22 protein-coding genes are annotated in these 24,694 nt (G+C 71.5%); 8 read left to right on the top strand and 14 right to left on the bottom strand.

What is annotated here, in order from left to right; all coding sequences use genetic code 11:
• The first annotated feature begins 32 nt into the window (after positions 1 to 32).
• The 3 genes from KZC57_RS10995 (at position 33) to KZC57_RS10985 (ending at position 3,619) form a co-directional block, all read left to right on the top strand.
• A complete protein-coding gene (locus KZC57_RS10995; RefSeq protein WP_247641748.1) occupies positions 33 to 2,570 on the top strand; it encodes an MMPL family transporter in 2,538 nt (845 codons plus the stop codon).
• A 245-nt stretch (positions 2,571 to 2,815) separates the two neighbouring features.
• On the top strand, positions 2,816 to 3,160 hold the full coding sequence (locus tag KZC57_RS10990) for a TraR/DksA C4-type zinc finger protein (protein ID WP_060921284.1): 345 nt from the start codon (positions 2,816 to 2,818) through the stop codon (positions 3,158 to 3,160).
• Positions 3,161 to 3,181: 21 nt separating this feature from the next.
• Positions 3,182 to 3,619 (top strand): VOC family protein, encoded by a 438-nt coding sequence (locus KZC57_RS10985; RefSeq protein ID WP_247641747.1) that lies wholly within the window; start codon positions 3,182 to 3,184, stop codon positions 3,617 to 3,619.
• Positions 3,620 to 3,719: 100 nt separating this feature from the next.
• Here KZC57_RS10985 and KZC57_RS10980 read toward each other — a convergent pair whose 3' ends face one another.
• Positions 3,720 to 4,568: a Gfo/Idh/MocA family oxidoreductase gene (locus KZC57_RS10980; RefSeq protein ID WP_247641746.1), complete on the bottom strand. Its 849-nt coding sequence runs from the start codon at positions 4,566 to 4,568 to the stop codon at positions 3,720 to 3,722.
• Positions 4,569 to 4,633: 65 nt separating this feature from the next.
• Here KZC57_RS10980 and KZC57_RS10975 point away from each other — a divergent pair, with 65 nt between their 5' ends.
• Together KZC57_RS10975 and KZC57_RS10970 are read left to right on the top strand one after the other, a co-directional pair.
• On the top strand, positions 4,634 to 5,455 hold the full coding sequence (locus KZC57_RS10975; protein WP_105949050.1) for a hypothetical protein: 822 nt from the start codon (positions 4,634 to 4,636) through the stop codon (positions 5,453 to 5,455).
• Positions 5,452 to 6,300, top strand: coding sequence for an SMP-30/gluconolactonase/LRE family protein (locus KZC57_RS10970; RefSeq protein ID WP_247641745.1), 849 nt, complete (start codon positions 5,452 to 5,454; stop codon positions 6,298 to 6,300). Before KZC57_RS10975 ends, KZC57_RS10970 begins: the two co-directional genes overlap by 4 nt.
• A 266-nt stretch (positions 6,301 to 6,566) precedes the next feature.
• Here the strand turns inward: KZC57_RS10970 and KZC57_RS10965 are convergent, their stop codons facing one another.
• Together KZC57_RS10965 and KZC57_RS10960 are read right to left on the bottom strand one after the other, a co-directional pair.
• Positions 6,567 to 7,424: a fumarylacetoacetate hydrolase family protein gene (locus KZC57_RS10965; protein WP_247641744.1), complete on the bottom strand. Its 858-nt coding sequence runs from the start codon at positions 7,422 to 7,424 to the stop codon at positions 6,567 to 6,569.
• 10 nt (positions 7,425 to 7,434) lie between these two features.
• Positions 7,435 to 8,409: a C-terminal binding protein gene (locus KZC57_RS10960; protein WP_247641743.1), complete on the bottom strand. Its 975-nt coding sequence runs from the start codon at positions 8,407 to 8,409 to the stop codon at positions 7,435 to 7,437.
• Positions 8,410 to 8,486: 77 nt separating this feature from the next.
• Between KZC57_RS10960 and KZC57_RS10955 the strand changes: the two genes are divergently transcribed.
• Together KZC57_RS10955 and KZC57_RS10950 are read left to right on the top strand one after the other, a co-directional pair.
• Positions 8,487 to 9,236, top strand: a complete 750-nt coding sequence (locus KZC57_RS10955) for an SDR family NAD(P)-dependent oxidoreductase (RefSeq protein ID WP_144881537.1) — start codon at positions 8,487 to 8,489, stop codon at positions 9,234 to 9,236.
• On the top strand, positions 9,229 to 9,579 hold the full coding sequence (locus KZC57_RS10950) for a nuclear transport factor 2 family protein (protein ID WP_062633303.1): 351 nt from the start codon (positions 9,229 to 9,231) through the stop codon (positions 9,577 to 9,579). Before KZC57_RS10955 ends, KZC57_RS10950 begins: the two co-directional genes overlap by 8 nt.
• A 69-nt stretch (positions 9,580 to 9,648) precedes the next feature.
• Here the strand turns inward: KZC57_RS10950 and dinB are convergent, their stop codons facing one another.
• From dinB to KZC57_RS10895, 11 genes are all read right to left on the bottom strand, one after another.
• Positions 9,649 to 10,845, bottom strand: a complete 1,197-nt coding sequence (dinB, locus tag KZC57_RS10945; RefSeq protein ID WP_247641742.1) for a DNA polymerase IV — start codon at positions 10,843 to 10,845, stop codon at positions 9,649 to 9,651.
• Between the two features lie 60 nt (positions 10,846 to 10,905).
• Positions 10,906 to 11,709, bottom strand: coding sequence for an SDR family NAD(P)-dependent oxidoreductase (locus KZC57_RS10940; protein WP_247641741.1), 804 nt, complete (start codon positions 11,707 to 11,709; stop codon positions 10,906 to 10,908).
• Position 11,710: 1 nt separating this feature from the next.
• Positions 11,711 to 12,787, bottom strand: coding sequence for an enolase C-terminal domain-like protein (locus KZC57_RS10935; RefSeq protein ID WP_247641740.1), 1,077 nt, complete (start codon positions 12,785 to 12,787; stop codon positions 11,711 to 11,713).
• Positions 12,784 to 13,542 (bottom strand): SDR family NAD(P)-dependent oxidoreductase, encoded by a 759-nt coding sequence (locus tag KZC57_RS10930; protein WP_060921272.1) that lies wholly within the window; start codon positions 13,540 to 13,542, stop codon positions 12,784 to 12,786. Before KZC57_RS10930 ends, KZC57_RS10935 begins: the two co-directional genes overlap by 4 nt.
• A 110-nt stretch (positions 13,543 to 13,652) precedes the next feature.
• A complete protein-coding gene (locus tag KZC57_RS10925; protein ID WP_247641739.1) occupies positions 13,653 to 15,041 on the bottom strand; it encodes a hypothetical protein in 1,389 nt (462 codons plus the stop codon).
• Between the two features lie 34 nt (positions 15,042 to 15,075).
• A complete protein-coding gene (locus KZC57_RS10920; RefSeq protein WP_247641738.1) occupies positions 15,076 to 17,292 on the bottom strand; it encodes a peptidase C14 in 2,217 nt (738 codons plus the stop codon).
• A complete protein-coding gene (locus KZC57_RS10915) occupies positions 17,289 to 19,052 on the bottom strand; it encodes an ABC transporter ATP-binding protein (RefSeq protein ID WP_247641737.1) in 1,764 nt (587 codons plus the stop codon). The genes KZC57_RS10920 and KZC57_RS10915 overlap by 4 nt, the downstream gene beginning before the upstream one ends.
• The gene (locus tag KZC57_RS10910; protein WP_247641736.1) at positions 19,049 to 19,897 is read right to left on the bottom strand and encodes an ABC transporter permease; all 849 of its coding nucleotides are present in this window, start codon (positions 19,895 to 19,897) and stop codon (positions 19,049 to 19,051) included. Before KZC57_RS10910 ends, KZC57_RS10915 begins: the two co-directional genes overlap by 4 nt.
• On the bottom strand, positions 19,890 to 20,852 hold the full coding sequence (locus KZC57_RS10905; RefSeq protein ID WP_025104137.1) for an ABC transporter permease: 963 nt from the start codon (positions 20,850 to 20,852) through the stop codon (positions 19,890 to 19,892). The genes KZC57_RS10910 and KZC57_RS10905 overlap by 8 nt, the downstream gene beginning before the upstream one ends.
• Before the next feature lies 1 nt (position 20,853).
• Positions 20,854 to 22,389: an ABC transporter substrate-binding protein gene (locus tag KZC57_RS10900; protein WP_247641735.1), complete on the bottom strand. Its 1,536-nt coding sequence runs from the start codon at positions 22,387 to 22,389 to the stop codon at positions 20,854 to 20,856.
• Between the two features lie 132 nt (positions 22,390 to 22,521).
• Positions 22,522 to 23,883: an MFS transporter gene (locus KZC57_RS10895; RefSeq protein ID WP_060922907.1), complete on the bottom strand. Its 1,362-nt coding sequence runs from the start codon at positions 23,881 to 23,883 to the stop codon at positions 22,522 to 22,524.
• Between the two features lie 152 nt (positions 23,884 to 24,035).
• Between KZC57_RS10895 and KZC57_RS10890 the strand changes: the two genes are divergently transcribed.
• A complete protein-coding gene (locus KZC57_RS10890) occupies positions 24,036 to 24,686 on the top strand; it encodes a GntR family transcriptional regulator (RefSeq protein WP_060922906.1) in 651 nt (216 codons plus the stop codon).
• Positions 24,687 to 24,694: the final 8 nt, after the last annotated feature.

The raw sequence follows: 24,694 nt of genomic DNA, 5'->3' as shown, positions 1-24,694 counted from the left end.
GCCGTATGCTCTTTTCGTCTGAAGGAGATCACGTGGCTTCACTGCTGTTCCGTCTGGGTTCTTTCGCTGCGCGCAGGGCGTGGACGGTGATCGTCTCCTGGGTGGTCATCCTCGGGCTCGGCGTCGGCGCCTTCCTCACCTTCGGCGGCACGCTGAGCAACAGCTTCGACATCCCGGGCACCGCCTCCGGCGAGGTCACCGATCAGCTCGCCGACAAGCTGCCGGACACCGCCGGCGGCACCGGGACGGTCGTCTATCGGACGGACGACGGCGAGCCCTTCACCGACGAGCAGAAGCAGGCGATCTCCGACCTCGCCGCGAGCGCGGAAGACCTCGACGGCGTCGCCTCCGTCGTCGACCCGTTCGACGCCCAGCGGCAGCAGGATGAGCAGGCGAAGGAGCTGACCGACGGCCGGACCCAGCTCGAGAACGGGCAGGCCCAGCTCGACGCCGGCCAGGCTCAGCTCGACGATGGCCGGGCACAGCTCGACGCCGGGATCACCCAGCTCGAAGGCGCGCGGGCTCAGGCCGAGGCCGCCGGCGCGCCGCCCGAGCAGACCGCCGCGCTCGACGCGCAGCTCGCAGAGCTGAACGCCCAGCTCGCGCAGCTCGAGGCCCAGCAGGCCACCATCGACGCGAACCGCGACGAGCTCGCCGACAACGCGGAGCAGCTGGAGCTCGGTACAACCCTCCTCGACCTCGCGGACGGCATCGGCGTCGTCTCGGAGGACGGCTCCACGGCCATCGTCAACGTCTCCTTCGTCGACCCGCGCCTGGAACTCGCCGAGGAGACCAAGCAGAGCACCATCGCCCACTTCCAGGACGAGGAGATCGACGGTGTGACGGTCGACTTCGGCACCGACATCGCCCAGGGCGTGCCGGAGATCTTCGGCGTCGGCGAGGCCATCGGTCTCGCGTTCGCCGCCGTCGTGCTCATCGTGATGCTGGGTTCGCTGATCGGTGCGGCCCTGCCCATCGTCACCGCCGTGGTCGGCGTCGGGGTGGGCGTCACGGCGTCCCTGGCGTTCTCCGGCGTCGTCGACATGGCCTCGGTCACTCCCGTCCTCGGCGTGATGCTGGGGCTCGCGGTCGGCATCGACTACTCCCTCTTCATCGTGAACCGTCACCGCAAGCAGCTGCTGGCCGGGTCGCCCGTGCGCGAGTCCATCGGTCTGGCCACCGGCACCTCCGGGACCGCGGTGGTGTTCGCGGGGACCACCGTCATCGTCGCGCTCCTCGCCCTCAACGTGACGGGCGTGCCGTTCCTCGGCCTCATGGGCACGGTGGGCGCCGTCTGCGTCGCGGTCGCCGTGCTCGTGGCCGTGACCCTCGCCCCGGCGATCCTCGGCCTCGTCGGCACCCGCCTGCTCGGTCGCAAGGCGCGGGCGACCATCGGCCAGGAGCACGCGGCCGGGAAGCCCGTGCGCCGGATGTCGACGCTCCGCGCGGTCGTCACCGCCCTCGTCAGCGTCGTCGCGCTGCTCGTGATCGCGATCCCCGCCATGTCGATGCGCCTCGGCCTCCCCGACGGGTCGAGCGAACCCGCCGACTCCACCAGCTACCGCGCGTTCCAGACCGTCGACGAGCAGTTCGGCGAGGGCGCGAACGGCCCGCTCCTGGTCACCGCCACCCTCGACGACGCCGTGAGCGACGACGACCTGCTGGCCACGCAGGTGACCGTGGCCGAGAAGATCGCCGAGCAGGACGACGTGGTCGCGGTGGCCCCCATCGCCACGTCGGACGACAACACGCTCCTCGCCTTCCAGGTGCTGCCCGCCGAAGGCCCGAACAGCGCCTCCACCGAGAAGCTCGTGCAGGATCTGCGGGGCCTCCCGGAGATCGACGGCGGGATCGCCCTCGGAGTCGCCGGTCAGGCCGCCACCAACATCGACATCTCCGAGGCGCTGGCGAGCGTGCTCCCGCTGTACCTCGTGGTCGTCGTGGGCCTGTCGCTGCTCATCATGATCGTCGTGTTCCGCTCGCTGCTCGTGCCGCTCATCGCCACGGGAGGGTTCGTGCTGTCGCTGTTCGCGACCTACGGGCTCATCGTCGCGGTGTTCCAGTGGGGGTGGGGCGCCGACCTCATCGGATTGCACAGCACCGGTCCGATCCTGAGCTTCCTGCCGGTGATCCTCGTCGGCATCCTGTTCGGACTCGCGATGGACTACCAGCTCTTCCTCGCGTCGGGGATGCGGGAGGCCTACGTGCACGGCGCCTCCGCGCGCGATGCCGTGGCCCAGGGCTTCCGGGCCGGGCGCTCGGTGGTCATCGCCGCCGCGCTCATCATGGTGTCGGTGTTCGGCGGGTTCGTGTTCTCGGAGTCGACCATCATCCGGTCCATCGGGTTCGGCCTCGCGTTCGGCGTGCTGCTCGACGCGTTCGTGGTGCGGATGCTGCTGATGCCCGCGCTCATGCACCTGCTCGGACGCTCGGCCTGGTGGCTGCCGAAGTGGCTCGACCGCATCATCCCGAACGTCGACATGGAGGGCGCGGCGCTGGAGCGGGACCACCCCAGCGTGCACACCGACTCCGTGCCCACCGTGGAGGCGCCGCGCACCCGTCGCGGCTGAACCGCGTTCGCGGGTTCAGGCAGTCCGGGAGGACAGGCAGTCACGCCGGTTCAGGCGCCTGTCACCGGTGTCGCCTGAACCCGCGCGGGCGCCTGATCCTGCGCGAGCGGTCGCGGGGGCAGGCTGTCCGGAGAGGACAGGCGGGCGCGGGAGTTCAGGCGCCTGCAGCCGGTGTCGCCTGATCTCGCGCGGATGCCTGGTCCGGCGACGACGCGAGTGTCGCAGGGCGGGCCTAGAGTGGGCGGATGGATCTGCGAGCGCTGTTGCAAGAGCGCCGCGCCGAGGCCGAAGCCCGCGTCACGGCGACGGCGACTACGCTCGCGGAGCTCATGCACGACCGCGAGGGCTCGAACGACGATGACGAGCACGACCCGGAGGGGGTGACGCTCTCGTCGGAGTGGTCCCGACTGTCGGGGCTCGCCGAGGCGGCGCAGGCGGAGCTCCGCCAGGTGGACGAGGCGCTGATGCGGATGGACGCCGGAACCTACGGCATCTGCGCGCACTGCGGGCGGCCCATCCCGCCGGAGCGCCTGGAGGTGCGGCCGTTCGCGGAATACTGCGTGGCCTGCGCCGGGAAGCTCGGTCGTTGACGCCGGAGTAGCATCGCGAGCATGGCCATCGCCTTCGAGAACATCGGGATCGCCGTGCGCGACCTCGACGCCACCATCGCGTTCTTCACCGACCTGGGCCTCTCCGTGGTCGGACGGGACGAGGTCAGCGGCGAGTGGGCGTCCACCGCGGTCGGGCTCGACGGGAACCATGCGCGGATCGCCGTGCTGCAGACCCCGGACGGGCACGGGCAGATCGAGCTGTTCGAGTACATCCATCCCGAGGCGATCGAGACGCAGCCGACGAGGCCGAACGAGATCGGCATGCACCGGATCGCCTTCTCCGTCGACGACATCGACGCCTCCCTCGCCATCGCCGCCCGACACGGATTCCACCCCTTGCGCGGCGTCGCGAACTACCGGGACATCTACCGGCTCACCTACCTCCGCGGCCCCAGCGGGATCATCCTCATGCTCGCGCAGGACCTCACGAAGGCCTGATTCCGAATCCTGGGCCCGACTTCGGAGACGGCAGGCGACACGCCGCCGCACAGGGCCTGTCGACCGCGCGGCGGATCCGATCTCCGAAACTGTGCCCGGGTCAGCGGGAGGCGAGGGCCTCGGCGACCTGTTCGAGTACGGCGATCGGAGCGCGCATCTCGGACGCGGGAACCGGCGGCTCGCCGGTCTCCAGCATCCCGGCGAAGGCACGGACGCCGGGCTGCACGTAGCCGGGGCCGATCGGGATCTCCCGGCTCGCGATGCCCCGGCGGCCGACGACGGTCGCCCGGAACGGCACCTGACTATCCCCGTCCGGCCGCACGAACTCCAGCGCCACCGGCACCCCGCCGACCCGGTAGCGGGCGACGACACCCGCGGGCAGGGACTGCACCTCGACGTCCTCCGCGATGCCGGGCCGCAGAACCTGGGCGAGATCGGCGAGGTGGATGCCGTAGAAGAAGATGCCGCTGTACGGGCTGTCCGGATCGGCCGGCCCCATGACGGTGACCGCCTGGACCTCCCCGATGCGGGCGGCCTCCGCCACGAGCTCCGCGGTGTCCGCGAGCCAACGGAGCGTGGACGACGAGGTGACGGGCACCCGGCCACGCTGCGCGGCGGCGAGGATCGCGTCAGCATCGGCGACGGTCGCCGCGAGCGGCTTGTCGACCCAGACCGGCACCCCGGCTTCCAGGAAGGGGACGGCGAGGGCGCGATGATCGGCACCGTCGCGGGCGGTCACGATGAGCGCATCCACCGTGCCGAGGAGCGCGCCCGCCTCGTCGACGACACGTTCGATGCCGCCGAGCGCGGCCAGTTCCCGCGTGCGCTCCGGCTCCCCTGCCACGAGGGCCGTGATCCGCACGGGCACGTCCGGGGCCTCGACGTTCAGGAAGCGGACGATCTCCGTGGCGTGGCTGTTCTCGATCCCGACGATGCCGACGCTCTTCATGCGGCCGCCCTCCCTCTCGTGCGGGCCCCCGGCGACCCGCCGTCGCGCAGTAGGCTGAACCCATCATGGACGAGTTCATCCGGGGCTTCTGGAACTTCGCGGGTGACTACTGGTGGCTCGTCTTCCCGATCATGGGCATGGCCGGCGGAGTCGCCAAGGCCTGGGAGCGCGGCTCCAAGCGTCGGCACGAGCGCCGGCTGGAGGCCCTGCGCATGAAGGCGCAGGTCAAGACCGCCGAGATCGAGGCGCGCGCGGCCGCCCGGCAGGCGAAGCACGGCGGTCCCACTGTCGTCGACACGACGGCGTCGGTGGCGCCCGACGACCTGCTCGCCCGCCTCTTCGCCGAGCACGACGAGATCACCGCGCGCTGGCTGGACTACGAGCTCGACGTCGCCAAGCTCATCGCGTTCCCCGCCATGAGCGACGGCCGCCAGCCGCTGACGGCCGCCTTCCTCCGCGCGAAGAAGACCGCGGACGCGCTGCGTCCGGCCTCCGCCGACGCGAAGCTCACGGAGCAGCAGATCGCGGAGTACCTGCAGGCCGTCGGCGACTACGCGGTCGCGTTCGAGATCGCGGAGAAGGACGCCCGGCGCCTGCGCGACTCGACGTTCACCGAGGCCGAGCGCAAGCGCCTCGACCGCGCGCAGCAGCTCCTCAAGGTCGCCGTGGACGAGTCGGCGACGCAGTCCGAGCGGAACATCGCCTACAAGCGGGTGCGCGAGGAGCTCGACGGCCTCATCCTGCTCTCCGACGAGGCCGTGACCGTGCTCGAGAAGCAGGTCGCGAAGGAGCTTCCGTCCGCGCCGGCCGCAGCGGCGGATCATGCCGACCCCGTTCCGGAGCCGCTCCCCGTGACCGACCCGCGGCGGACGGCGGAGGGCGCATGACCCCCGAGAACGTGACCGGACCGGTCGCCGTCCACGCCGAGGCCCCGGTCTGGTGGCCCGGGTGGGGCGGCCTGCGCTGGGTCGACGGAGACGCGGGCGATCTGCTCACCCTCCGCGGCGACGAGATCGTCCGCCAGCACATCGACGACGAGTACCTCGCGTTCTTCCGGCCGCGGACGGCCGGGGGCTTCGTGGCGGTCGGGGCACGCACCCTGTACCTCGCCGACGGTCCCGATGCGGAGGCCCGTCCCGTCGCGACGCTGCTCGACGACGACGCGGTACGCATGAACGACGGCTGCTGCGACCCGCGAGGACGACTCCTGGCCGGATCGATGTCCACGGACTCCACCGCGGGTGCCGGGACCGTGCTCCGCATCGACGCCGCCCTCGACGTGACCACGGTGCTCCCCCGCGTGACCTCGTCCAACGGTGTCAGCTACTCCCCGGACGGCCGCCGCGTCTACTACGTGGACACCGACACCGGCCGGATCGACGTGTTCGACGTGACCGAGGGCGACCTCCGCGGACGCCGGGTGTTCGCCCACATCTCCGAAGACGACGGCGTGCCCGACGGCCTCACGGTCGCCGCGGACGGCAGCGTCTGGGTCGCGCTGTGGGGCGGGGGCCGCGTGCGCGGGTTCGAGCCGTCCGGGGCCGTGCGCGAGGACATCGTGCTGCCGGTGCCTCAGGTCAGTGCCTGCACCTTCGGCGGCGACGACCTCGGCACGCTCTTCATCACGACCTCCGCGCAGGGCCTGCCGTCCGATCACGGCACCGCCGCGGGCTCGGTGTTGGCGGTGCGTCCCGGGGTGCACGGCCTCCCGGTCCTCCCCTTCGCCGGCTGACCCCCGCGCGGGTTCAGGCGCTCGCGGGGCATCAGGCACCTTTCCCCTCCAGCCGGCTGAGCCCGCGTGGATGCCTGAGCCCGCGCGGAGGCCTGAGCCGCCGGGGGCTTGCGGCAACAGGCTGTCGCGCGAAAGCAGGCACCTCTCCCTCCAGCCGCCTGAGCCCGCGCGGATGCCTGAGCCCGCGCAGGCGCCAGCGGTGGGTGAGGGCTCTACCCGGGACACGGTTGCACTCAGCGAAAGGAACCGTGCCCCGGGCACAGGCCTCACCCGAGACGGACCCGCTCCGTGCGCTGGTGCTGGCGGCCGAGCCGTTCGATCTCGATGGTCATCTCGTCGCCGTCCTGCAGGTAGGGGAAGCGTCCGGACAGCGCGACACCCTGCGGGGTGCCGGTGTTGATGACATCGCCGGGTTCGAGCACGAGGTAATGGCTGAGCTCGTGCACCAGCTGCAGCACGGGGAAGATCATGTCGGCGGTGGAGGAGTCCTGCCGCGGCTCGCCGTTCACGAAGGATCGGAGGCGCAGCGCCTGAGGATCGACCTCGTCCGCGGGGACCAGTGCCGGGCCGAGGGGGTTGAACGTCTCGGAGCACTTCCCCTTCGACCACTGTCCGCCGGAGACCTCGAGTTGATACGCGCGCTCGGACACGTCGTTCGAGATGGTGTAGCCGGCGATCACGTCGCGCGCGGCCTCGACGGAGGGCAGGTACCGCGCTGTGCGGCCGATGACGACCGCGAGCTCGACCTCCCAGTCGACCTTCTCCGCGCCCGGCGGCAGGAGCACGACATCGTCCGGACCCACGACCGTGTTCGGGTGCTTGAAGAACACCACCGGGTGTGCGGGCGGCTCGGCGCCGGACTCCGCCGCGTGCGCCGCGTAGTTCTGGCCGATGCAGATCACCGCGGTCGGCCGCGCCACGGGGGCGCCGACGCGCAGTCCCGTGGTCTCCACCTGCGGCAGGGAGCCGTCCGCGAGCGCCGCCCGCACGCGGACGATGCCGTCCGCGGCGAGGAAGGCGCCGTCGATGTCGCGGGTCAGGGAGCTGAGACCGCGCACCACGCCCTCGTCATCGCGGACGTATGGACGCTCGTGGCCGATCGCGCCGAGTCGCAGCAGTTCCATGGGAGTCCTCTCAGCGCGCGGCGGCGAAGGCCGGGTTGACGATGGGCACGGCCTCGCCGGCGAGCGAGCGGATCACGTTCTCGGCGGCGTGCACGGGAAGATCCTCCAGGGCCTCCGGGGAGTACCAGGCGGCGTGCGGCGTGAGCAGCACGGTGTCGAGCGCGCGCAGCGGGGACGCCGCGGGGAGCGGCTCCTCCGCGAAGACGTCGAGAGCGGCACCGGCGAGCCGGCCGTCGCGGAGCGCCGCGGCCAGGGCGTCCTCGTCGATGAGCGGACCCCGACAGGTGTTCACGATCACGGCGTCCCGCTTCATCGTCGCCAGGGCCGCGGCGTCGATCAGATGGCGGGTCTCGTCCGTCAGCGGCACGTGCAGGGTGAGGATGTCGGCGCGGGCGATCGCCGACGGGATGTCCACGGGCTCACAGCCCGCGTCGCGCACGGCGTCGTCGGAGGCGTACGGGTCGGCCACCAGCACGCGGAAGCCGAGCGCCCGGCACCCGCGGGCGACGATCGATCCGATGCGCCCGAAGCCGAGCACCGACACGGTGGTGGAGGACGGCCGCACGGCGAGCGGGCGGGCGTCGACCGCCTTCCAGACGCCCTCCCGCACGGCGCGGTCGTAGGCGGAGAGGCCGCGGGCCTGGGTCATGATCATCGCGACGGTGTGCGCGGCGACCTCTTCGATGCAGTAGCTCGGCGTGTTCGCGACGGCGATGCCGCGGGCCGCGGCGGCCTCGACGTCGATCATGTCGTAGCCGATGCCGACTCGGCTGATGAAACGGAGGTTCGGCAGCCGGTCCATGAGGGCGCCGTCGATGCGCGCCCACTGCACGACCAGCGCCTCGGCGTCGGCGCCGGCGGCGGCGATGTCGTCCGGGCTCCCGGAGGCGGCCCGCTCGGCACGGAGGCCGGCGGCGCGGAGGGTGTCTTCGATGACGGTTCCCGGGAGGTCGCAGTCGGTGACGAGGATGAGCGGCGCGGTCATGGATGCGATGCTATAGCATCTAGCAACTTCTCGTACAGCGCTGTCCCGAGAGCGCGTTCTTGCTATAGCGTTTAGGCATGACTGTTCGCCGCGCACTCGTCACGGGCGCCAGTTCCGGCATCGGAACCGCCGCCGCCCTCGAACTCGCCCGCGAGGGCGTCGCCCTCTGGATCACCTACGCCGGACGGGAGGCCGAAGCCGCACGCGTGGCGGAGGAGTGCCGCGCGGTGGGCTCCCCGGACGTCCACGTGTCGCGCCTCGACCTCCGCGATCCCGACTCCATCGCGGCGCTCATCGCCGAGATCACGGCGGCGTGGGACGACCTGCACGTCCTCATCAACAACGGCGGCGTCTGCCCCTACACCCCGTACCCCGAGATCGACATCGAGGAGTGGGACTTCGTCCTGGAGACGAACGCCCGCGGCACCTTCCTGCTCACCCGCGCGGCGCTCCCCCTGCTCCGGGCCGCCGACGGCGACCGCTCCGTCATCAACATCGCCTCGATCGCCGGGCAGGTCGGCGCGCTGCAGACGGGCATCCACTACGCGGCCAGCAAGGGGGCGATCCTCGCGATCACCCGCAGCTTCGCCCGGCACCTCGCCGCCGAGGGCATCCGCGTCAACGCCGTCACGCCCGGCCCGGTCGCCAGCGCGATCACGGATCAGCTCCAGGGCGAGGGCCGCGCGAAGCTCGAGTCGGGCATCCCCCTCGGCGCGTTCGGTCAGCCGGAGGACGTCGCCTGGATCATCGCGTCGCTCGCCTCGGAGCGGGCCCGCTTCATCACCGGAGCCACCTACGACGTCAACGGAGGAGTTCGCATTGACTGACCGCACCGCCCAGGACCGTTCTGCCCTCGACACCGTGCAGGCGCAGCTCGACGCCTTCAACGCCCACGACCTCGACGCCTTCGTCGCGACCTATGCCGACGACGCCGTGGTCACCGGGGTCGCGCCGGAGCCCCTCGTCGGGTCGGCTGCGATCCGTGCCTTCTACGAGCCGCGGCTGCAGAACCCGGAGCTCTCCTGCGTGATCGACACGAGCGTCCTGTTCGGCTCCCGCTGGGTCGTCGCGCAGGAGCGGGTCATCAACGCCGGCGTCGCCACGGAGACCATCGCGACCTTCGACGTGGTCGACGGCGTGATCTCGCGGGCGTCGATGCTCAAGGCCTGATCCGCTTCGAATCGCCCGATTGGCTGTATTTCCGGCCGGAATGGGACCATTCAGGCGATTCGAAAGGGGTCAGTGGTGCTCCGGCAGCACCGGGGACGACCAACCGGGGTCGCGGCCGAGCTGAGCGGCGCGGGAGACCGAGGCGGAGCCGTAGCGGTCGCGGAGCGTGTCGAGCACGGTGTCCAGACGGGACTCGTCGCCCCAGTCGATCGGCAGCTCGGGCGGGACGCTGTCCGCCGCGTCGAGCTGGGTGAGCGAGAGGCCGAGCAGGGTGATGCCGCGGCCGCTGATCTCGGGGTGCGCCGCGGCGAGGAGCGTGCGGGCGACGGCGAGCAGCACGGCGGTGCGGTCGGTCGGCGCCCGGAGCGACCGGGAACGGGTGGCCTTCGTGAAGTCGCCGAAGCGCAGGCGCAGCACCACCGTGCGGCACACGCGGTCGCCGTCGCGGAGCCGCCGCGCGAGCCGGTCGACGATCTGGGTGAGGATGACGTCGAGCTCCTCCGGCGACCGCGGACGGACGCCGAGCGCCCGCTGCGACCCGATCGATCCCCGGCGCCTGGTCGTGTCCACGGGTCGGGGGTCCCGCAGGCGGGCGAGAGCATGGACGTGCGCTCCGGTGGCCTTTCCGAGCATGCGCTCCGCGGTCGCCGCCTCGAGCTCCGCGAGCTGTCCGACCGTGCGGATGCCGTTACGGTGCAGCTTCTCCGCCGTCACCGCGCCGACGCCCCACAGCCGCTCGACAGGGAGCGGCAGCAGGAACTCCTCCTCCCGGTCGGGCTCGACGACGAGGAGTCCGTCGGGTTTGCTCACCGCACTCGCGACCTTCGCGAGGAACTTCGTGCGGGCGACGCCGACCGAGATCGCCAGGCCCGCCTCGGCGCGCACGCGCTCCCGCAACCGGACGGCGATGGCCTCGGGGGTGCCGGCGATGCGCCGTAGCCCGCCGACCTCGAGGAACGCCTCGTCGATGGAGAGCCCTTCCACGAGCGGGGTGGTGTCGCGGAAGATGCGGAAGACGTCCTTGCTGGCCGCGGAATAGGCCTCCATCCGGGGCGGCACCACGACGGCGTCGGGGCACAGCTCCCGCGCCTGCCGGCCGCCCATCGCGGTGCGGACGCCCCGCGCCTTGGCCTCGTAGCTCGCGGCCAGCACGACCCCGCCGCCGACGATCACCGGACGCCCGCGGAGCTCCGGCGCATCACGCTGCTCGACCGAGGCGTAGAACGCATCGAGATCGGCGTGCAGAACCGTCGCTTCCCCGCGCATCCCGTTCTCCCGTCGACGAGCGGATCGTCGCACGGACCGGGGACATCGGCGCGGTGGGGCTCAGGGAGCGGGCGGCGCGTCGAAGCGCTCCCGCAGCGCGGGGTCGAGCGTGATGTCGCCGAACGACGCCGTCCAGGCTCCGTCGACCGCGATGGACTGCCCGGAGAGGTAGGGGGCCTCGTCGGAGAGCAGGAACGCCGTCACCGCGGCGACCTCCTCCGCACGGGCGATGCGTCCCATCGGCGGACCCTCCGCGAGCAGGCGCTCCTCCGCCGCAGGGTCGGCCGCCCGGGCGATCTGCGCCTCCAGATGCGGGGTGCGCACGCCGCCCGGCGCGACGGTGTTCGCCCGTATGCCCACTCCGCCATATGTCACCGCGACACTGCGACTCAGGGCGTCGATGCCGCCCTTCGTGAACTCGTAGGCCGCGTGGTCCACGAAACTCGACCGCCCGTGGATCGACCCGATGTTGACGATCGCCCCGGCGACGCCCTGATCGAGGAATGCGGACACGGCCGCCGAGCACCCCCAGAGGTAGCCGAAGCCGTTGATGTCGACGATCTCCCGCACGACCGTCTCGTCGAGCTCGTGCAGCGGCGTGCGCTTCGTGATGCCCGCGTTGTTGACCCAGCCCGCCAGCGGAGCCCTGGCGCGCGCGGCGGCGGCGGCACGCTCGTGGGCGCTCCGATCGGCGGCGTCGCCGAGCACGACCTCGGCGACGATGCCCTCCTCCACAGTCCCGGAGCCGGGCGAGCGTTCGAGCCCGACAACGATCCAGCCGTCGGCGGTGAGCCGCGCGGCCACCGCGCGGCCGATGCCCTTGCCGCTGCCGGTCACCACGACGCTGCGCGGGGAAGGTGTCATGTCAGTCCCTCTCGAATCGGAAGACGGTGGGATCGAGGCCGAAGCCGAGCCCCGGAGCCGTGGGGGGCGTGACGGTGCCGGCGAACCGCGGCCCGCCCGTGACGAACGAGGGTGCGGGGTCGTAGGGATTCACCCCGCGGGCGAAGGTCTCCACCTGGATGCCGAGGTGCGCCGTGACCTCGGGATAGACGTGTCCGGACACGGGGACACCGCGCTCCGTCGCCCAGGCGATGAGCTCGCGCGCGGGAGTGATGCCGCCGATCGCGACGACGTCGAGGCGCAGCGCGTCGACCTCGCCGACCTCGACGAGAGCCCGGAGCACCGCGGGGTCGGTCACCTCGTCGCCCACCGCCACCGGCAGTCCGGTCTCCCGGCGGATCCGGGCCACGCCGGCCGCGTCCTCGGGGAGCAGCGGGTCCTCCAGCCAAGCCAGGCGCGGATCGCCCCATTGCGCGACCTCCGTCACGGCGGCCTCCGCGTCGGGCCAGCCGAAACCGACATCCACGACGAGTCCGGTCGAGGTGGGAAGCTCTGCGCCGAGGATCGCGAGCAGTTCGCGCATGTATGCCGGATCGGGAATGCGCGAGATCTTCACCTGCGCCCAGCCCTCCGCCTGCGCGAGCACCTCGTCCGCGACCTCCCGCGGCGGGCGCTGCGGAGACGGATACGCGGCGACGAGCATCCCCTCCCGCCGGGCGTCACCGGTGCCGAGCAGGGTCCACAGCGGCACGCCGGCCCGACGGGACGCGATGTCCCACAGGGCGATTTCGACGAGACCGATCGCCCGCCGCACGAGCCCCACCCGTCCGACGATCGCGCTGCCGCGGAGCATCCGGTCCCACGCGGCCGCCGGGTCGTCGGCGTCGAGCCCCACCGCGTGCGGGGCCACCAGGCGGTCGACGATCTCCGCCATCGGGGCCTCGCGCGACAGGCAGTAGGCGACCCCGGTGGTGCCGTCGTCCGCCGTCACCTGCACCGCGGAGTACTCCCGCCGCGTGACCGTCATCGCACCGAGCTGCAGCGGTGCCGGAAGGGGCAGGACCGCGGTGGCCGTGTCGATCCGGGCGACGGCGGTCATTCGGGCTTCTTCGCGAGGGGCACGCCGTAGTCCACCATGAAGCCGCCGTCGACGTACAGCGTCTGCCCGTTCATGTAGCGCGACTGGTCGGACACGAGGAAGCTCACGGCCGCGGCGATCTCACTCGCGTCGGCCAGGCGCTTCGCGGGGATGCGGGACAGGATCGTGTCGAGGCTCAGTGTCCCCTGCTCGACGCCCTGCCGGAACACCCCGGTGTCGACGTAGCCCGGGGCGACAGCGTTGACACGGACACCGCGCGCCGCCCACTCGGCTCCGGCCGTCGAAGTGAGTCCGATGACGGCGGCCTTGGTCGTGGCATACGGCGCCCGCCCCGCGGAGCCTCGCGAGGAGATGGAGGAGATGTTGACGATACGGCCCTCACCCCGGTCGAGCATGCGCTTCCCGGCAGCTTGGAGCGCCGAGAACACCCCGTGCAGGTTCACGTCCACGACCGCGGACCACTCGTCCCACGTGAGGTCTTCGATCCCACGATGACGCTGGATCCCGGCGTTGTTCACGAGCACCTCGATGGGCCCGAGCTCCGCCTCGATCTCGCCGAAGACCCGGTCGACGGCGGCATGGTCGGTGACATCGAGCTCCCGCCACAGGATCCCGGCGGGGTTCTCGCCCGCGGTGAGCCCGGGGACGCGATCCGTCGCGACGACGAGGTACCCATCTGCGGAGAGCCGCTGTCCGATCTCCCAGCCGATGCCGGCCGAGCCTCCGGTGACGATGGCGACGGGGCGCGCGGTCATGTCTCTCCTCTACCTCGGGGATTTGCTATAGCAACTCTATCCCGTTCGAATCGCGCAACTGGTTCGATTTCGGCCGGAAATGGAGCAAAGTGGGCGATTCGAAGGCGGGGCTACCCCAGCAACCCGGCCACGGCCGATACGGCGTGGGACTCCAGGAGTTCCAGGGCACCGGGAGCCAAGGGGGTCTGCCAGGACTGATAGGCACCGCGGTCGTAGGCCTCGCGGGTCGGGAGATACACGAACCCCGGGCCGTTCGTGAGGTTCATCACCACGATCGGCGTCTCCGGGAACCGTTCCCGCAGCGTCGTCTGCAGCCGCGAGTAGGCCTCGCCCGGGTGCCCCACGATCACGGCGTCACCGAGCCGCCAGGCCCACACCGGATGCGACACGGTCGGCCCCTCGATGTAGCCGTCGCGGAGGTTTCGCGCCCGTCCGAGGCGCTCCTCCCGCGACCGGGGGTCGATGTCCTTCCACTCCTCCGCGAGCTCGTCCAGGGTGGGCAGGTCGCGCAGCGGCAGCTCGACGGCCGAGACGACCCCCGCCGCCCCGTCGCCGCCGTCCGCCGGAGTCCCGGTCCAGATCGCGAGCGGAGCACCCGACTCCACGACACCGTCCAGCGTCAGCTCCTCACCGGGCACGGGCAAGCCGTCCAGCGCCGCGAGCACCGCGTGCCCGAGTGAGCGTCCGTGCCGGTCGGCCACCGCGACGTCGCCGGTGTACTGCTCCCGCGGGGCCAGCTCGCCCGAGGCCCCCTGCACGAACAGGCACGGTGCACCGGTGGCGGCCTCCACGATCTCGCGCATCGCGCCGACGTAGTCCGGCGACACCTCCCGGTTCTGCCAGGCCAGGGTCGTCGGATGGCAGGCGTAGTTCACCAGCGTCGCCCGCACCTCCCCGTCGACGCTGATCCGGCCGATGGTCACCGTATCGTCGGCGGTGCCCTGCGGGTTGTAGCCGACGAGCGCGCGGCCGTCGAGGTCGAGCTCACGCTCCGCCGCGAGGGTGCAGGTGCCCGTGGTCCACTCGATGAGCCCCGGTCGCGCGGCCTCCAGCGCCTCACGCCCGGCGGCGATGCCCGCGGCAGCGAGAGCCTCCAGGTACCCGGGGATGAGCTCCCCGCCCGGCAGATGCGCATCCGCGGCACAGAGCACGGCCCCCGCGTGGGTGTGCGAGAGGGAGAGCATGAGCTGATCGGCATCGAGGCCCAGACCGTCGAGGATGGCCCCGCGCACGCCCTGCTCATCGGCGACCCGGCGCCACCACGTGCCGTCCACGGCGAGCAGCACCCGCGGCCGCTCGTCCGCGGCCACCACGGCGAGCGCGGTCAGCTCGAACGGCCGGTGCGCCCCCTCCGAGCGCTCCCAGTCGGCCGGGCCCCAGTTCTTGGCGCGGATGCCGACGGGCGGGGTGATGTCGCGCCGGGCGACGCCGATGCGCGCCCGCGTGCGGGGGATGCGGATGCGGTCTCCGAGGTGCGTCGCGGCTGCCGTGTGATTCACGCGTGGTCCTCCCTGATGTCCATGATGCCGTCCGTCACGCGCTCGCCAGCACGTCCGCGATGACGACGCGCGGCCCGGCCTCCGGGAGCGCGGTCTCGACGCCGCGCTCGACGATGTCGCTGTACAGCAGCGTCGACGGCTCGGCGAATCCGTCCGCCAGCCGCACTCGTCCCCCGGCGAACTGGCTGCCGGTGACGCGGGCGTGATTGACGCCCGTGCCGATGTCGAGGTGCGCCGCGCCCTTCGGCACGGTCGAGGTCACGCCGCTCACCCGCCAGGTGACGAGGCCGGCACCGGCGGCCCTGCTCAGCAGCGCGCCGTCCGTCCGCTCCGTGGACAGCTCGACGCCGTCCAGAGCGACGAGCTGATCCCGCACCGCGGTCGCGGTCAGGCGCACGTCGCGCACGGACCCGCCGCGGATGGTGACGCGGGAGGCACCGAGCTCGAAGGGCGCACCCGCCGCCGGGCCGCTGAGGCGGCAGTCCACGAACTCGACCGGCCCAGACCCTCGCGCCTTGACCCCGTCGATCCCGGTGATCGTGCAGTCCACGAAGCGCACGGGAGCCGTGACCGGGGTCTGCACGAGCACCTGGTCCTTCGGCAGCGCGAAGGTGGAGTCCGCGATCACGGTCGGCCGCGACGAGCGCTGCGACCGCTGTCCGATCGCCAGGAGTCCGGCGGTGCACCCGCGCACCTGGGCACCGTCGGCGTTGATGGTCATCGTCGCCTGCGGATCGAAGGTCGAGCGGCCGATGACCCGCACGTTCTCCAGCGTCAGATCGCTGATCTTGGTCCCGGCGACGAACCAGGAGCAGACGTGGTCGCGCACCGTGATGCGCTTCGCGGCGGTGCCCCACTGCGCCCCGGAGTTGGCGATGTCCATGAGCCCGGAGTTGCCGATGAAGGTGAGGTCGTGCTCGTACTGGCCGTGCGTGGTGAAGGGGTTGCCGCCCTGATCGTCGCCGTCGCCGTGGCAGTTCTCGACGATGCAGTAGGCGCTGGCGGTGAGGTCGTTCAGGTGCCGGGCGTTCGACGACGTGCAGTCGCTGACCCGTCCGTAGAGGCTGTAGATCTGCTGCGTGAGGTAGCCGGCGCCGCCGTAGAACACGGTCGGCGGGTTCTCCACCGAGCAGCGCTCCGTCGTGAAGTGCGTGTTCCACCGCCGCATGATCACGGGCCACCAGGTGCGGCTCGCGTGCACATCGGCGACGTCGCAGTGGATCGCGTACTCGAAGGCGATCGGGTGGGAGCCGGTGAGCTCGCGGGAGTCGGGGAAGGAGCCGTCGGTGGGACCGTCGAAGGGACCGGCCCCCAGGAACCGCATGTTCGCGATCCGGACGCCCGCGACCGGTTCCATCTGCCGCCAGATGAGCTTCCGCCCCTTGTCCAGCGGCCAGCCATTGAGGTAGTCGATGCGGATGTGGGTGCCGTCGATCTGCTGCGTCACCTGCACGAACCGCTGCAGCTCGCGCTCGTCCGCACCTCCTCCGGCGACGGGATCGCACTGCACCGCCCACCAGGAGTCGACGGGGAACCGGGAGGCATCCGGCACGGCGACGGCGTCGGTCAGCTCCGGCCAGGCCTCGGCCAGCGCGTGCTCGACCGTCACGTCCTTCGACACCCCGGTGAAGAACATCACGGCGCCGAACGGGTTGTCGTGCGTGTTCTTCTCGATGCCGTCGGTCGTGATGAGGTGTCCGCCGAAGTCGATCTCGACGTACGACCGGGTGAAGCGGTGTCGTCGCTGGAACAGGAGATCCGTGCTCGCCTCGATCCGGCGGATGCGGGGATCGTTCACCATCGCCGCGAGCGCATCGTCGGCCGGCTTCTCCGGTCCCGTGATGCCGAAGACCCGGAAGTCGACGGTGCCGTCGTGCTGCAGGATCCAGCGGGTGTCGTGCTTCCCCGCGATCACGGTGCCGCCGTTGGGCGCGGTCTTCGCGTTCTCGCTGCCCACGTACACGAGCAGCCCGGCGTCGCCCGGCTTCCGGTACCCGGCGACGATCGCCACCTCGCCGTCGCGGGCCCGGAGGCGGCCGAGGTCGGCGACGGACTCCGCTCGCGTGACGTCCTTGGCGCCGGCGGCGACCGGGGCGGCCTGCGCCGGTGCCGTGCTCGCGAGCGCGCCCGCTGTGCCGAGCGCGACCGCGCCGAGCCCGGCCATGAGCGCGCGGCGGCCGGTGGACCGCACCGCCGCGCCGGCACCCGCGGTGTCCGCCGCGGGCCCCGTCCCCTGATCCGTGATGGTCATCGTCGTCCTCCTCGTCCGGCGGTCGTCGCGGGGACCGCACCCGTCTGCCCGCCGTGGGTCTGCCAGAGCGCCGCGGCCTCCGCACGCCGTCGGCGCTCGAGGACCGGGTCGGCGACGGGGATCGCCGCCATGAGCCCGCGCGTGTACTCGTGCTGCGGATTCGCGAAGAGCGCGTCGCGCGCGCCGATCTCGACGATGCGGCCCTGCTGCATCACGGCGACCGTTGAGGACATGTACCGGATCACCGCCAGGTCGTGGCTGATGAAGAGATACGTGAGGCCGAGCTCGGCCTGCAGCTCCCGGAGCAGATTGAGCACCTGCGCCTGGATCGACACGTCGAGCGCCGACACCGATTCGTCCAGCACAAGGAACTCCGGCTCCAGCACGAGCGACCGGGCGATGGACACGCGCTGGCACTGCCCGCCGGACATCGAGCGCGGCAGCCGGTGCGCGAACTCCTCGTCCAGGCGCACGCGGTGCATGGTCTCGCGCACCTTCTCGGCGCGGGAGGCCCGGGTGCCGATGCCGTGGGCACGCAACGGCGCCTCGATGATCTGCGCGACGGTCTGCCGCCGGTTCAGGGCCGAGAACGGGTCCTGGAACACCATCTGCATGCGCTTGCGCAGCCGCCGCAGCTCCTCGCCGCGGAGGTCGTGCGGGCGCTGCCCGTCGAAGACGACCGTCCCGCCGTCGATGCCGCCGAGCGCGAGCACGGCCTTCGACACGGTCGACTTGCCGGAGCCCGACTCGCCGACGAGCCCGACCGTCTCGCCGCGCCGGATCCGGAACGACACGTCGTCGACCGCGGTCACCCGGCGTCCGGAGCCGAGCGTGAACACCTTCGACACGCCCTGCACGTCCACCAGCACGTCGCCGGACTCCCGCGCCCGGTCCACGGCGCTGATCGACCCGGCCTCGGCGAGCGGCTCCGTCCCGCGTTCGAGCACCTCCGCGGCGGTGCGGATGGGCTGCTGCACGTCCACCGTGAGGTCGACGACCGCGCCGAGCAGCGCCTGCGTGTACGGGTGCTCGGGGGCGGCGTAGATGCGGTCGACCGGGCCCTCCTCGACCACGCGCCCGTGCCGCATCACGTGGATGCGCTCGCAGAACCCGGCGGCGACGCCGAGGTCGTGCGTGATGAGCACCACCGCGGTCCCGTGGTCCTCCGCGAGCCGGTCGAGGAGGTCGATGATCCGGGACTGCGTCGTGACGTCGAGGGCCGTGGTCGGCTCGTCCGCGATGAGCACGGCGGGTCGAGACGACATGGCCATCGCGATCATGACGCGCTGCCGCATCCCGCCGGAGAACTCGTGCGGGTACTGGCCGAGACGCTCCTCAGGGAGCGGCACCCCGACCTCGGTCAGCAGCTCGACGGCCCGCGCGCGGGCGGCCGCCGCCGAGACCCGGTCGTGCAGCCGGATCGCCTCGACGAGCTGGTGCCCGATCGTGCGGACCGGGTTCAGCGACGACATCGGGTCCTGGTAGACCATCGCGATCTCGCCGCCGCGCACGCGGGTCATCTCCCGCGGGCTCAGCGTGAGCAGTTCGCGGTCGCGCAACCGGATGCTGCCGCCCAGGGTCGCCCCGTCGTTCAGCCGCATGATCGACAGCGCCGTGAGCGACTTGCCGGAGCCGGATTCGCCCACGAGGCCGATGCGCTCCCCGGGCCGCACCGCGAACGTGATGCCCTGGACGGGCATGACGTCCCCGTAGGAGACGGTGAGGCCCTGCACCTGCAGGACGGGCGTGAGGTCGGTCATCGGCCCCTCCCCTTCCGATCGCCGCCGAACTGGTCGGCGAGCACGTTGAGCAGCCAGATGGTGACGAAGATGAACAGGGCGGGGAACAGCACGTACCCGATGGACTGGTACATCTTCTGGTAGCCCTGCTGCACGAGCGTGCCCCAGGTGGCCTCGGGCGGCGCGATGCCGAGCCCGACGAAGCTCATCGACGCCTCCAGGAGGATCGCGTTGGCGGCGTTGATGGCCGCCTGCACGACGATCGGCCCCTTGGCGTTCGGCAGCACCTCGGCGAAGAGCAGCCGGCGGCGGGTCGAGCCGAAGGCCACGGCGGCGGTGAAGTAGTCCTCCTGCAGTTCGCTGAGCACCGACGACCGCACGAGCCGCGCGGTGGTCGGCGTGAGGAGCACCCCGATGATGACGGCGAGCTTGACGGGGTCGGCGCCGAAGGCGGAGATGAAGACGAGCGCGAAGAGGATCTGCGGGATCGCCATGACCGTGTCGGCGAGGCGCATGAGGATCTCGTCGACCCAGCCGCGCGCGAACGCCGCCGCCATTCCCCAGGCGATGCCGAGGACCATGGCCACGAGCGTCGCGCCCCCGGCGATGAACACGGTGAGCTGGCCGCCGTAGAGCACGCGGCTGAAGAGGTCGCGGCCCAGCTCGTCGGTCCCGAAGAGGTGCGCCGCCGAGGGTCCGGCGAACCGGTCGGACGACTGTGCCGCGGGGTCGTACGGGGCCAGGAGCGGGGCGAGCACGCAGGCGAGGACGATGATCGCCAGCAGCCCCAGCGGGATCCAGGAGGCGACGGCGACCCGTCGCCGCGGACGCGCCGAGCGCAGCGCGAGGGTGAGGGTGTCAGCCACGGCTGCTCCTTGCACGAAGACGCGGGTCGAGCACCCCGTAGAGGAGGTCGACGATGAGCGTGGTGAGGATGAACATCGCGGAGATCAGCAGCACGACCGACTGCAGCACCGCGTAGTCCCGCTTGAAGACGGCGTCGATCGCGAGCGACCCGAGGCCGGGGACGCCGAACACGTACTCCACGATCACCACGCCGCCCAGGGTGTAGCCGACGATCAGGCCGAGCATGGTGAGCCCGGGGATCAGGGCGTTGCGGAGCGCGTGGCCGAGCACGACGCCACTCGCCGACTGTCCCTTGCCCTTCGCGGTGCGGATGTAGGGGGCGTCCAGCACCTCGACCATCGAGGCCCGGAGGAACCGCATGAGCAGCGGCGCCGCCGCGAAGGCGAGGGTGAGGCCGGGGAGGATCATGCGCACGAGATTCTCGGCGGGGTCCTCCGCGAACGGCGTGTAGCCGCGGGCCGGCAGCACCTTGAGCTGCACGGCGAACACGACGATGAGCACGATGCCGATGAGGAACTGCGGAAGGGCCATGCCCGCGGTCGAGATCGCGGTGAGCACCCGGTCGACCACGCCGAGCGGACGCAGCGAGGCGAACACGGCGGCCGGGGTGGCGATGAGCACGGCCAGGAGCACGCCGATGAGGGTGAGCTCCAGCGTCGCGGGAAGGCGCTGGGCGATGAGCTCCGTCACCGAGTACTGGTTGAAGTAGGACTGACCGAAGTCGCCCGTGAAGACGCCGCCGATCCAGCGCAGGTACTGCTCGATGACGGGGGCGTCGAGGCCGGCCTCCTCCCGGAGCCGGGCGATGGTCTCGGCATCCACGCCCGGCGTCGAGCCGAGGCGGGTGATGACGGGGTCGCCCGGCAGCAGCCGGAGCACGACGAAGACGAGGAGCGAGGTGGCGATCAGCATCGCGATGCTGATCGCCACCCGCCGGAGGACGGAGAGGACCACGTCAGCCCTTCAGCTGCGCGCCCTCGAGGTGCAGCTGTCCGCCGCCCTCGACCCACACGCCGTCGACCGCCGTGCTGGTGGCGGTGACGACCGTCGACTGCAGGGGCACGATGAGCGGCACCTGCTCGTTGATGATGGTCTGCACGGTGCCCCACTTGTCGGCCCGCGCGGTCTCGTCCGGCTCGGCCACAGCATCCGCGAACGCGGTCTGGAAGTCGGGGTCGACCCAGTTGCACTCGCACCGCCCCTCCAGGTAGAAGTTCAGCGAGTAAGCCGGCTCGGGCGGGGTGGACTGGAAGTTCGGCACGATGTACCCGGGGTAGCTCTTGCCCGCGGGGTAGAACGCGTCGACCCAGGTGCCGATGTCGTTGTTGTCGATGGTCAGCGTGATGCCGATCTCCTTGAGGCTCGCCTGCAGGATCTCGCCGCTCGTGTTCCACTCGGGGTACTGTCCGGCCACGCCCCACCAGGTGAGCGTGCTGCCCTCGGTCACCCCGGCCTCGGCGAACAGCTCCTTCGCCTTGTCCAGGTCGTAGGAGTAGTCGGTCAGCTCGCCGCCGAACCAGGGGTTCACCTCGCCGAGCGCGTTGTTCGTCGGCGAGACCGTGCCCTGGCCGTAGTAGGCCGCGTCGAGGATGGCCTCGCGGTCGGTCGCGTAGGCGAGGGCCTGCCGGGCGCGTACGTCGTCGAACGGCGGCGACGTCGTGTCGATCTCCCACGACGGCCACTGGCTCGGGTTCTCGGGCTTCACCAGGGCGATGTCGCCGCCCTCCAGCCCCGCCACGTCGCCCTGCGGCACGGACCACAGCACGTCGATGTCGCCGGAACGGAGGCCAGTGACCGCGGCGGTGGACTCGGCGGCCTTCACGATCGTGATCTCGTCGAGCGCCGGGGCCTCGCCGAAGTACTCCGGGTTGGGGACGAGGGTGAGGCTGTCGTCCGGCGTGAAGGCGTCCACGACGTACGGACCGGTGCCGATGGGTTCCTTGTCGATGGTGTCGAGCGCGTCGACGTCGATCATCTTCACCCAGACGATGCCCGCGGGGAAGGTCGCGATGGGCTCGGACAGGGTCACCACGACGGTCTTCTCGTCCGGCGCGGTGACGTCGGTGACCATCGAGATCTTGTTCTTCTCCTGCGTCGCCGTGTCCGGGTCGAGGTAGTAGTCGAACACGGCCACCGCGTCGTCGGCGGTGAAGTCCTCGCCGTTCGAGAACGTCACGCCGTCGCGGAGCGTGAACGTCCAGGTCTTCTGGTCGGCGGACGCCTCCCAGCTCTCGGCGAGATCGCCGACGATCTCGCCGGACTCGTCGGTCTTGGTGAGGCCGTTCCACAGCAGCGGGAACAGCACCTCCTCCCACGCGAACGTGCGGATGGCGGGATTGAGCTGCGGGATGCCCTGCGCGGCGGCGACGGTGAGGGTGCCGCCCTCCTGCGCCTGGCCGTCGGGGGTGGATGAGGTGCTGCAACCAGCGGTGATGAGCGCGGCGGTCAGCAGCATCGCTGCTCCGCCGAGCCGAACACGACGACGCGACATGGGTGCCTCCAAGGTCGGGTGGTGCTTCGGGTAAGGGTGTTGCGCTATAGCATGTAGCAAAAGCGCAGGGGCGTCTAGAGCGAACCGGGCCGGCGGGGTCACGTTCTCGTCACGACCGCCGACCCGGACCGGTCATCGCCGGGCGGTGGACGCCTCGACGGCGAGCGCGGGCGCCGTCGTGAAGTCCGTGCGGCGGCTGAGCACGAAGGCGATCGTCGCCCCGAGCAGCGTGAGCCCCGAGATGAGGAGCAGGCCCCACACCGCCGATCCCGTGGTCTCGCTGATCCAGCCGATCGCGTAGGGTCCCGCGAAGCCGGCGAGGTTGCCGACCGAGTTGATGAACGCGAGGCCGGCCGCGGCCGCCGTGCCGGTGAGCACCATGGGCGGCAGGCTCCAGAACAGCGGGGTGGTCGAGAAGAGCGCCGACATCCCGACGCACAGCGCTGCGAGCGCGAGCACCGGCGTGCCCTGGGCCGCGACCGCCGCGATGAGCGACAGGGCGGTGATGCTGAGCGTGATGCCGATCTGCAGCGGGATGTTGCCCTGCTTCCGGGCGGCGCGCTCCCACGGCAGCATCACGAGGGCGGCGCACAGGTTCGGCAGCGCCACGAGCCACCCTGTGGTCGCGTTCGAGAAGTCGCCCATGCTCTTCACGATCGTCGGCAGCCACATGCCCAGCCCGTAGGCACCGAACACGACGCCGAAGAAGAGCACGATGAGCGTCCACAGGCGGCCGTTGCGGAAGACCTCCCCCAGACGCAGGCGTCCGTGCCGCTGCTCGGTCGCCTGGGTCTCGGCGGCGAGCGTGTCGGTGATCCAGCGCTGCTCGGCGGGGGTCAGCCAGCGCGCGTCCTGCGGGCGGTCGGGGAGCCAGAAGAACACGACGAACGCGAGCAGCACGGCCGGGATGCCCTGCAGCAGGAAGACGAGCTGCCAGCCGTCCAGGCCCCACAGCCCGTGCAGCTCCAGCATCCAGCCGGACAGCGGCGCGGCGACCGCGTTGGCGATCGGGTTCGAGAGCACGAAGACGGCGAGCACCTGCGTGCGGTACTGCCGCGGGAACCACAACGTGAGGTAGAGCAGCACGCCGGGGAAGAACCCAGCCTCCGCGATACCGAGGATGAAGCGCGCGATCGCGAACTGCGTCGCGTCCTGCACGAAGGCGGTCAGCGCGGCGACGATGCCCCACGAGATCATGATGCGGGCGATCCACTTGCGGGCGCCGAACTTCTCCAGGAGCAGGTTGCTCGGCACCTCGAACAGCAGGTAGCCGATGAAGAAGATGCCCGCCGCGAAGCCGAAGGCGGCCTCGGTGATCTGGAGGGCGGCGGTCATCTCCAGCTTCGCGAAGCCCGCGTTGTTCCGGTCGATGTAGGCGACGAGGTAGAGCAGTCCGAGGAACGGCCCCAGCCTCCAGATCGCCTTCTTCATGGCGGCGGCTCCCACCGCATCCTCCGCGGCGCGCGCCTGCGCGAGGGTCTCTCTGCCGGACATGACAACTCCTTCGTCATCGGTTTCGGGTTTTGCTATAGCATCTAGCACCGCGCGGTTCCTGTCCAGTCCCGGCCTCATGCCATAGCATCGACCGAGCGAAGGAGCCCCCGCTCGACGAGCACCGGGCCGCGCGAGATCGAGAAGGGCCCCGGATGCGCAGCGTGTCGGATCAGAACATCGCCGAGCAGGTCACGGACGAGCTGCGGGCGGCGATCCACTCCGGAGAGCTCGCCCCCGGCGAGCGCCTCGTGGAGCGCAAGCTCGCCGACCGTCTCGGCGTCAGCCACATCCCCGTGCGCGAGGCCCTGACCCGGCTCGCCGAGGAGCGCCTCATCACCCGCGAGCCCCGCCGCGGCGCCCGCGTCGCCCAGCTCAGCGCGCAGGACCTGGAGGAGATCTCGAGCCTGCGGATCGTGCTGGAGCAGTTCATGGCGATCCGGGTGCAGGAGCGGTGGAACGACGAGTCGGCGGCCCGGCTGGAAGCGATCATCCAGGCCATGGCGGCGGCGGCCCCGGGCGATGTGGCCGAGGTCCTGCGCCAGGACCGCCTCTTCCACGAGACCCTCGCCGACCTCGCCGAGCACCGGTTCCTCGACGAGCTCAGCGCCCAGCTCCGTGGCCGGATCGCCGGGTTCATCCAGGCGGCCAACTCCGCCCTCGACCCCGCCGAGCAGGAGGAGCACGTGCGCAGCCACCAGCAGATCGTCGACGCCATCGCGACCGGCGATCCGGAGCAGGCGCGCGCGGTGATCGCCGAGCACGTGACCAGGGCCGTCCGCCGCATCACGCCGTCGGCCGAGTGAGCGCCGCC

Origin of the sequence: Microbacterium sp. KSW4-4 (assembly GCF_023091185.1) — a bacterium.
GTDB classification, from domain to species: Bacteria; Actinomycetota; Actinomycetes; order Actinomycetales; family Microbacteriaceae; genus Microbacterium; species Microbacterium paraoxydans.
Note: the sequence above shows the minus strand (reverse complement) of the source record. Positions and strands in the feature narration are given on the sequence as shown.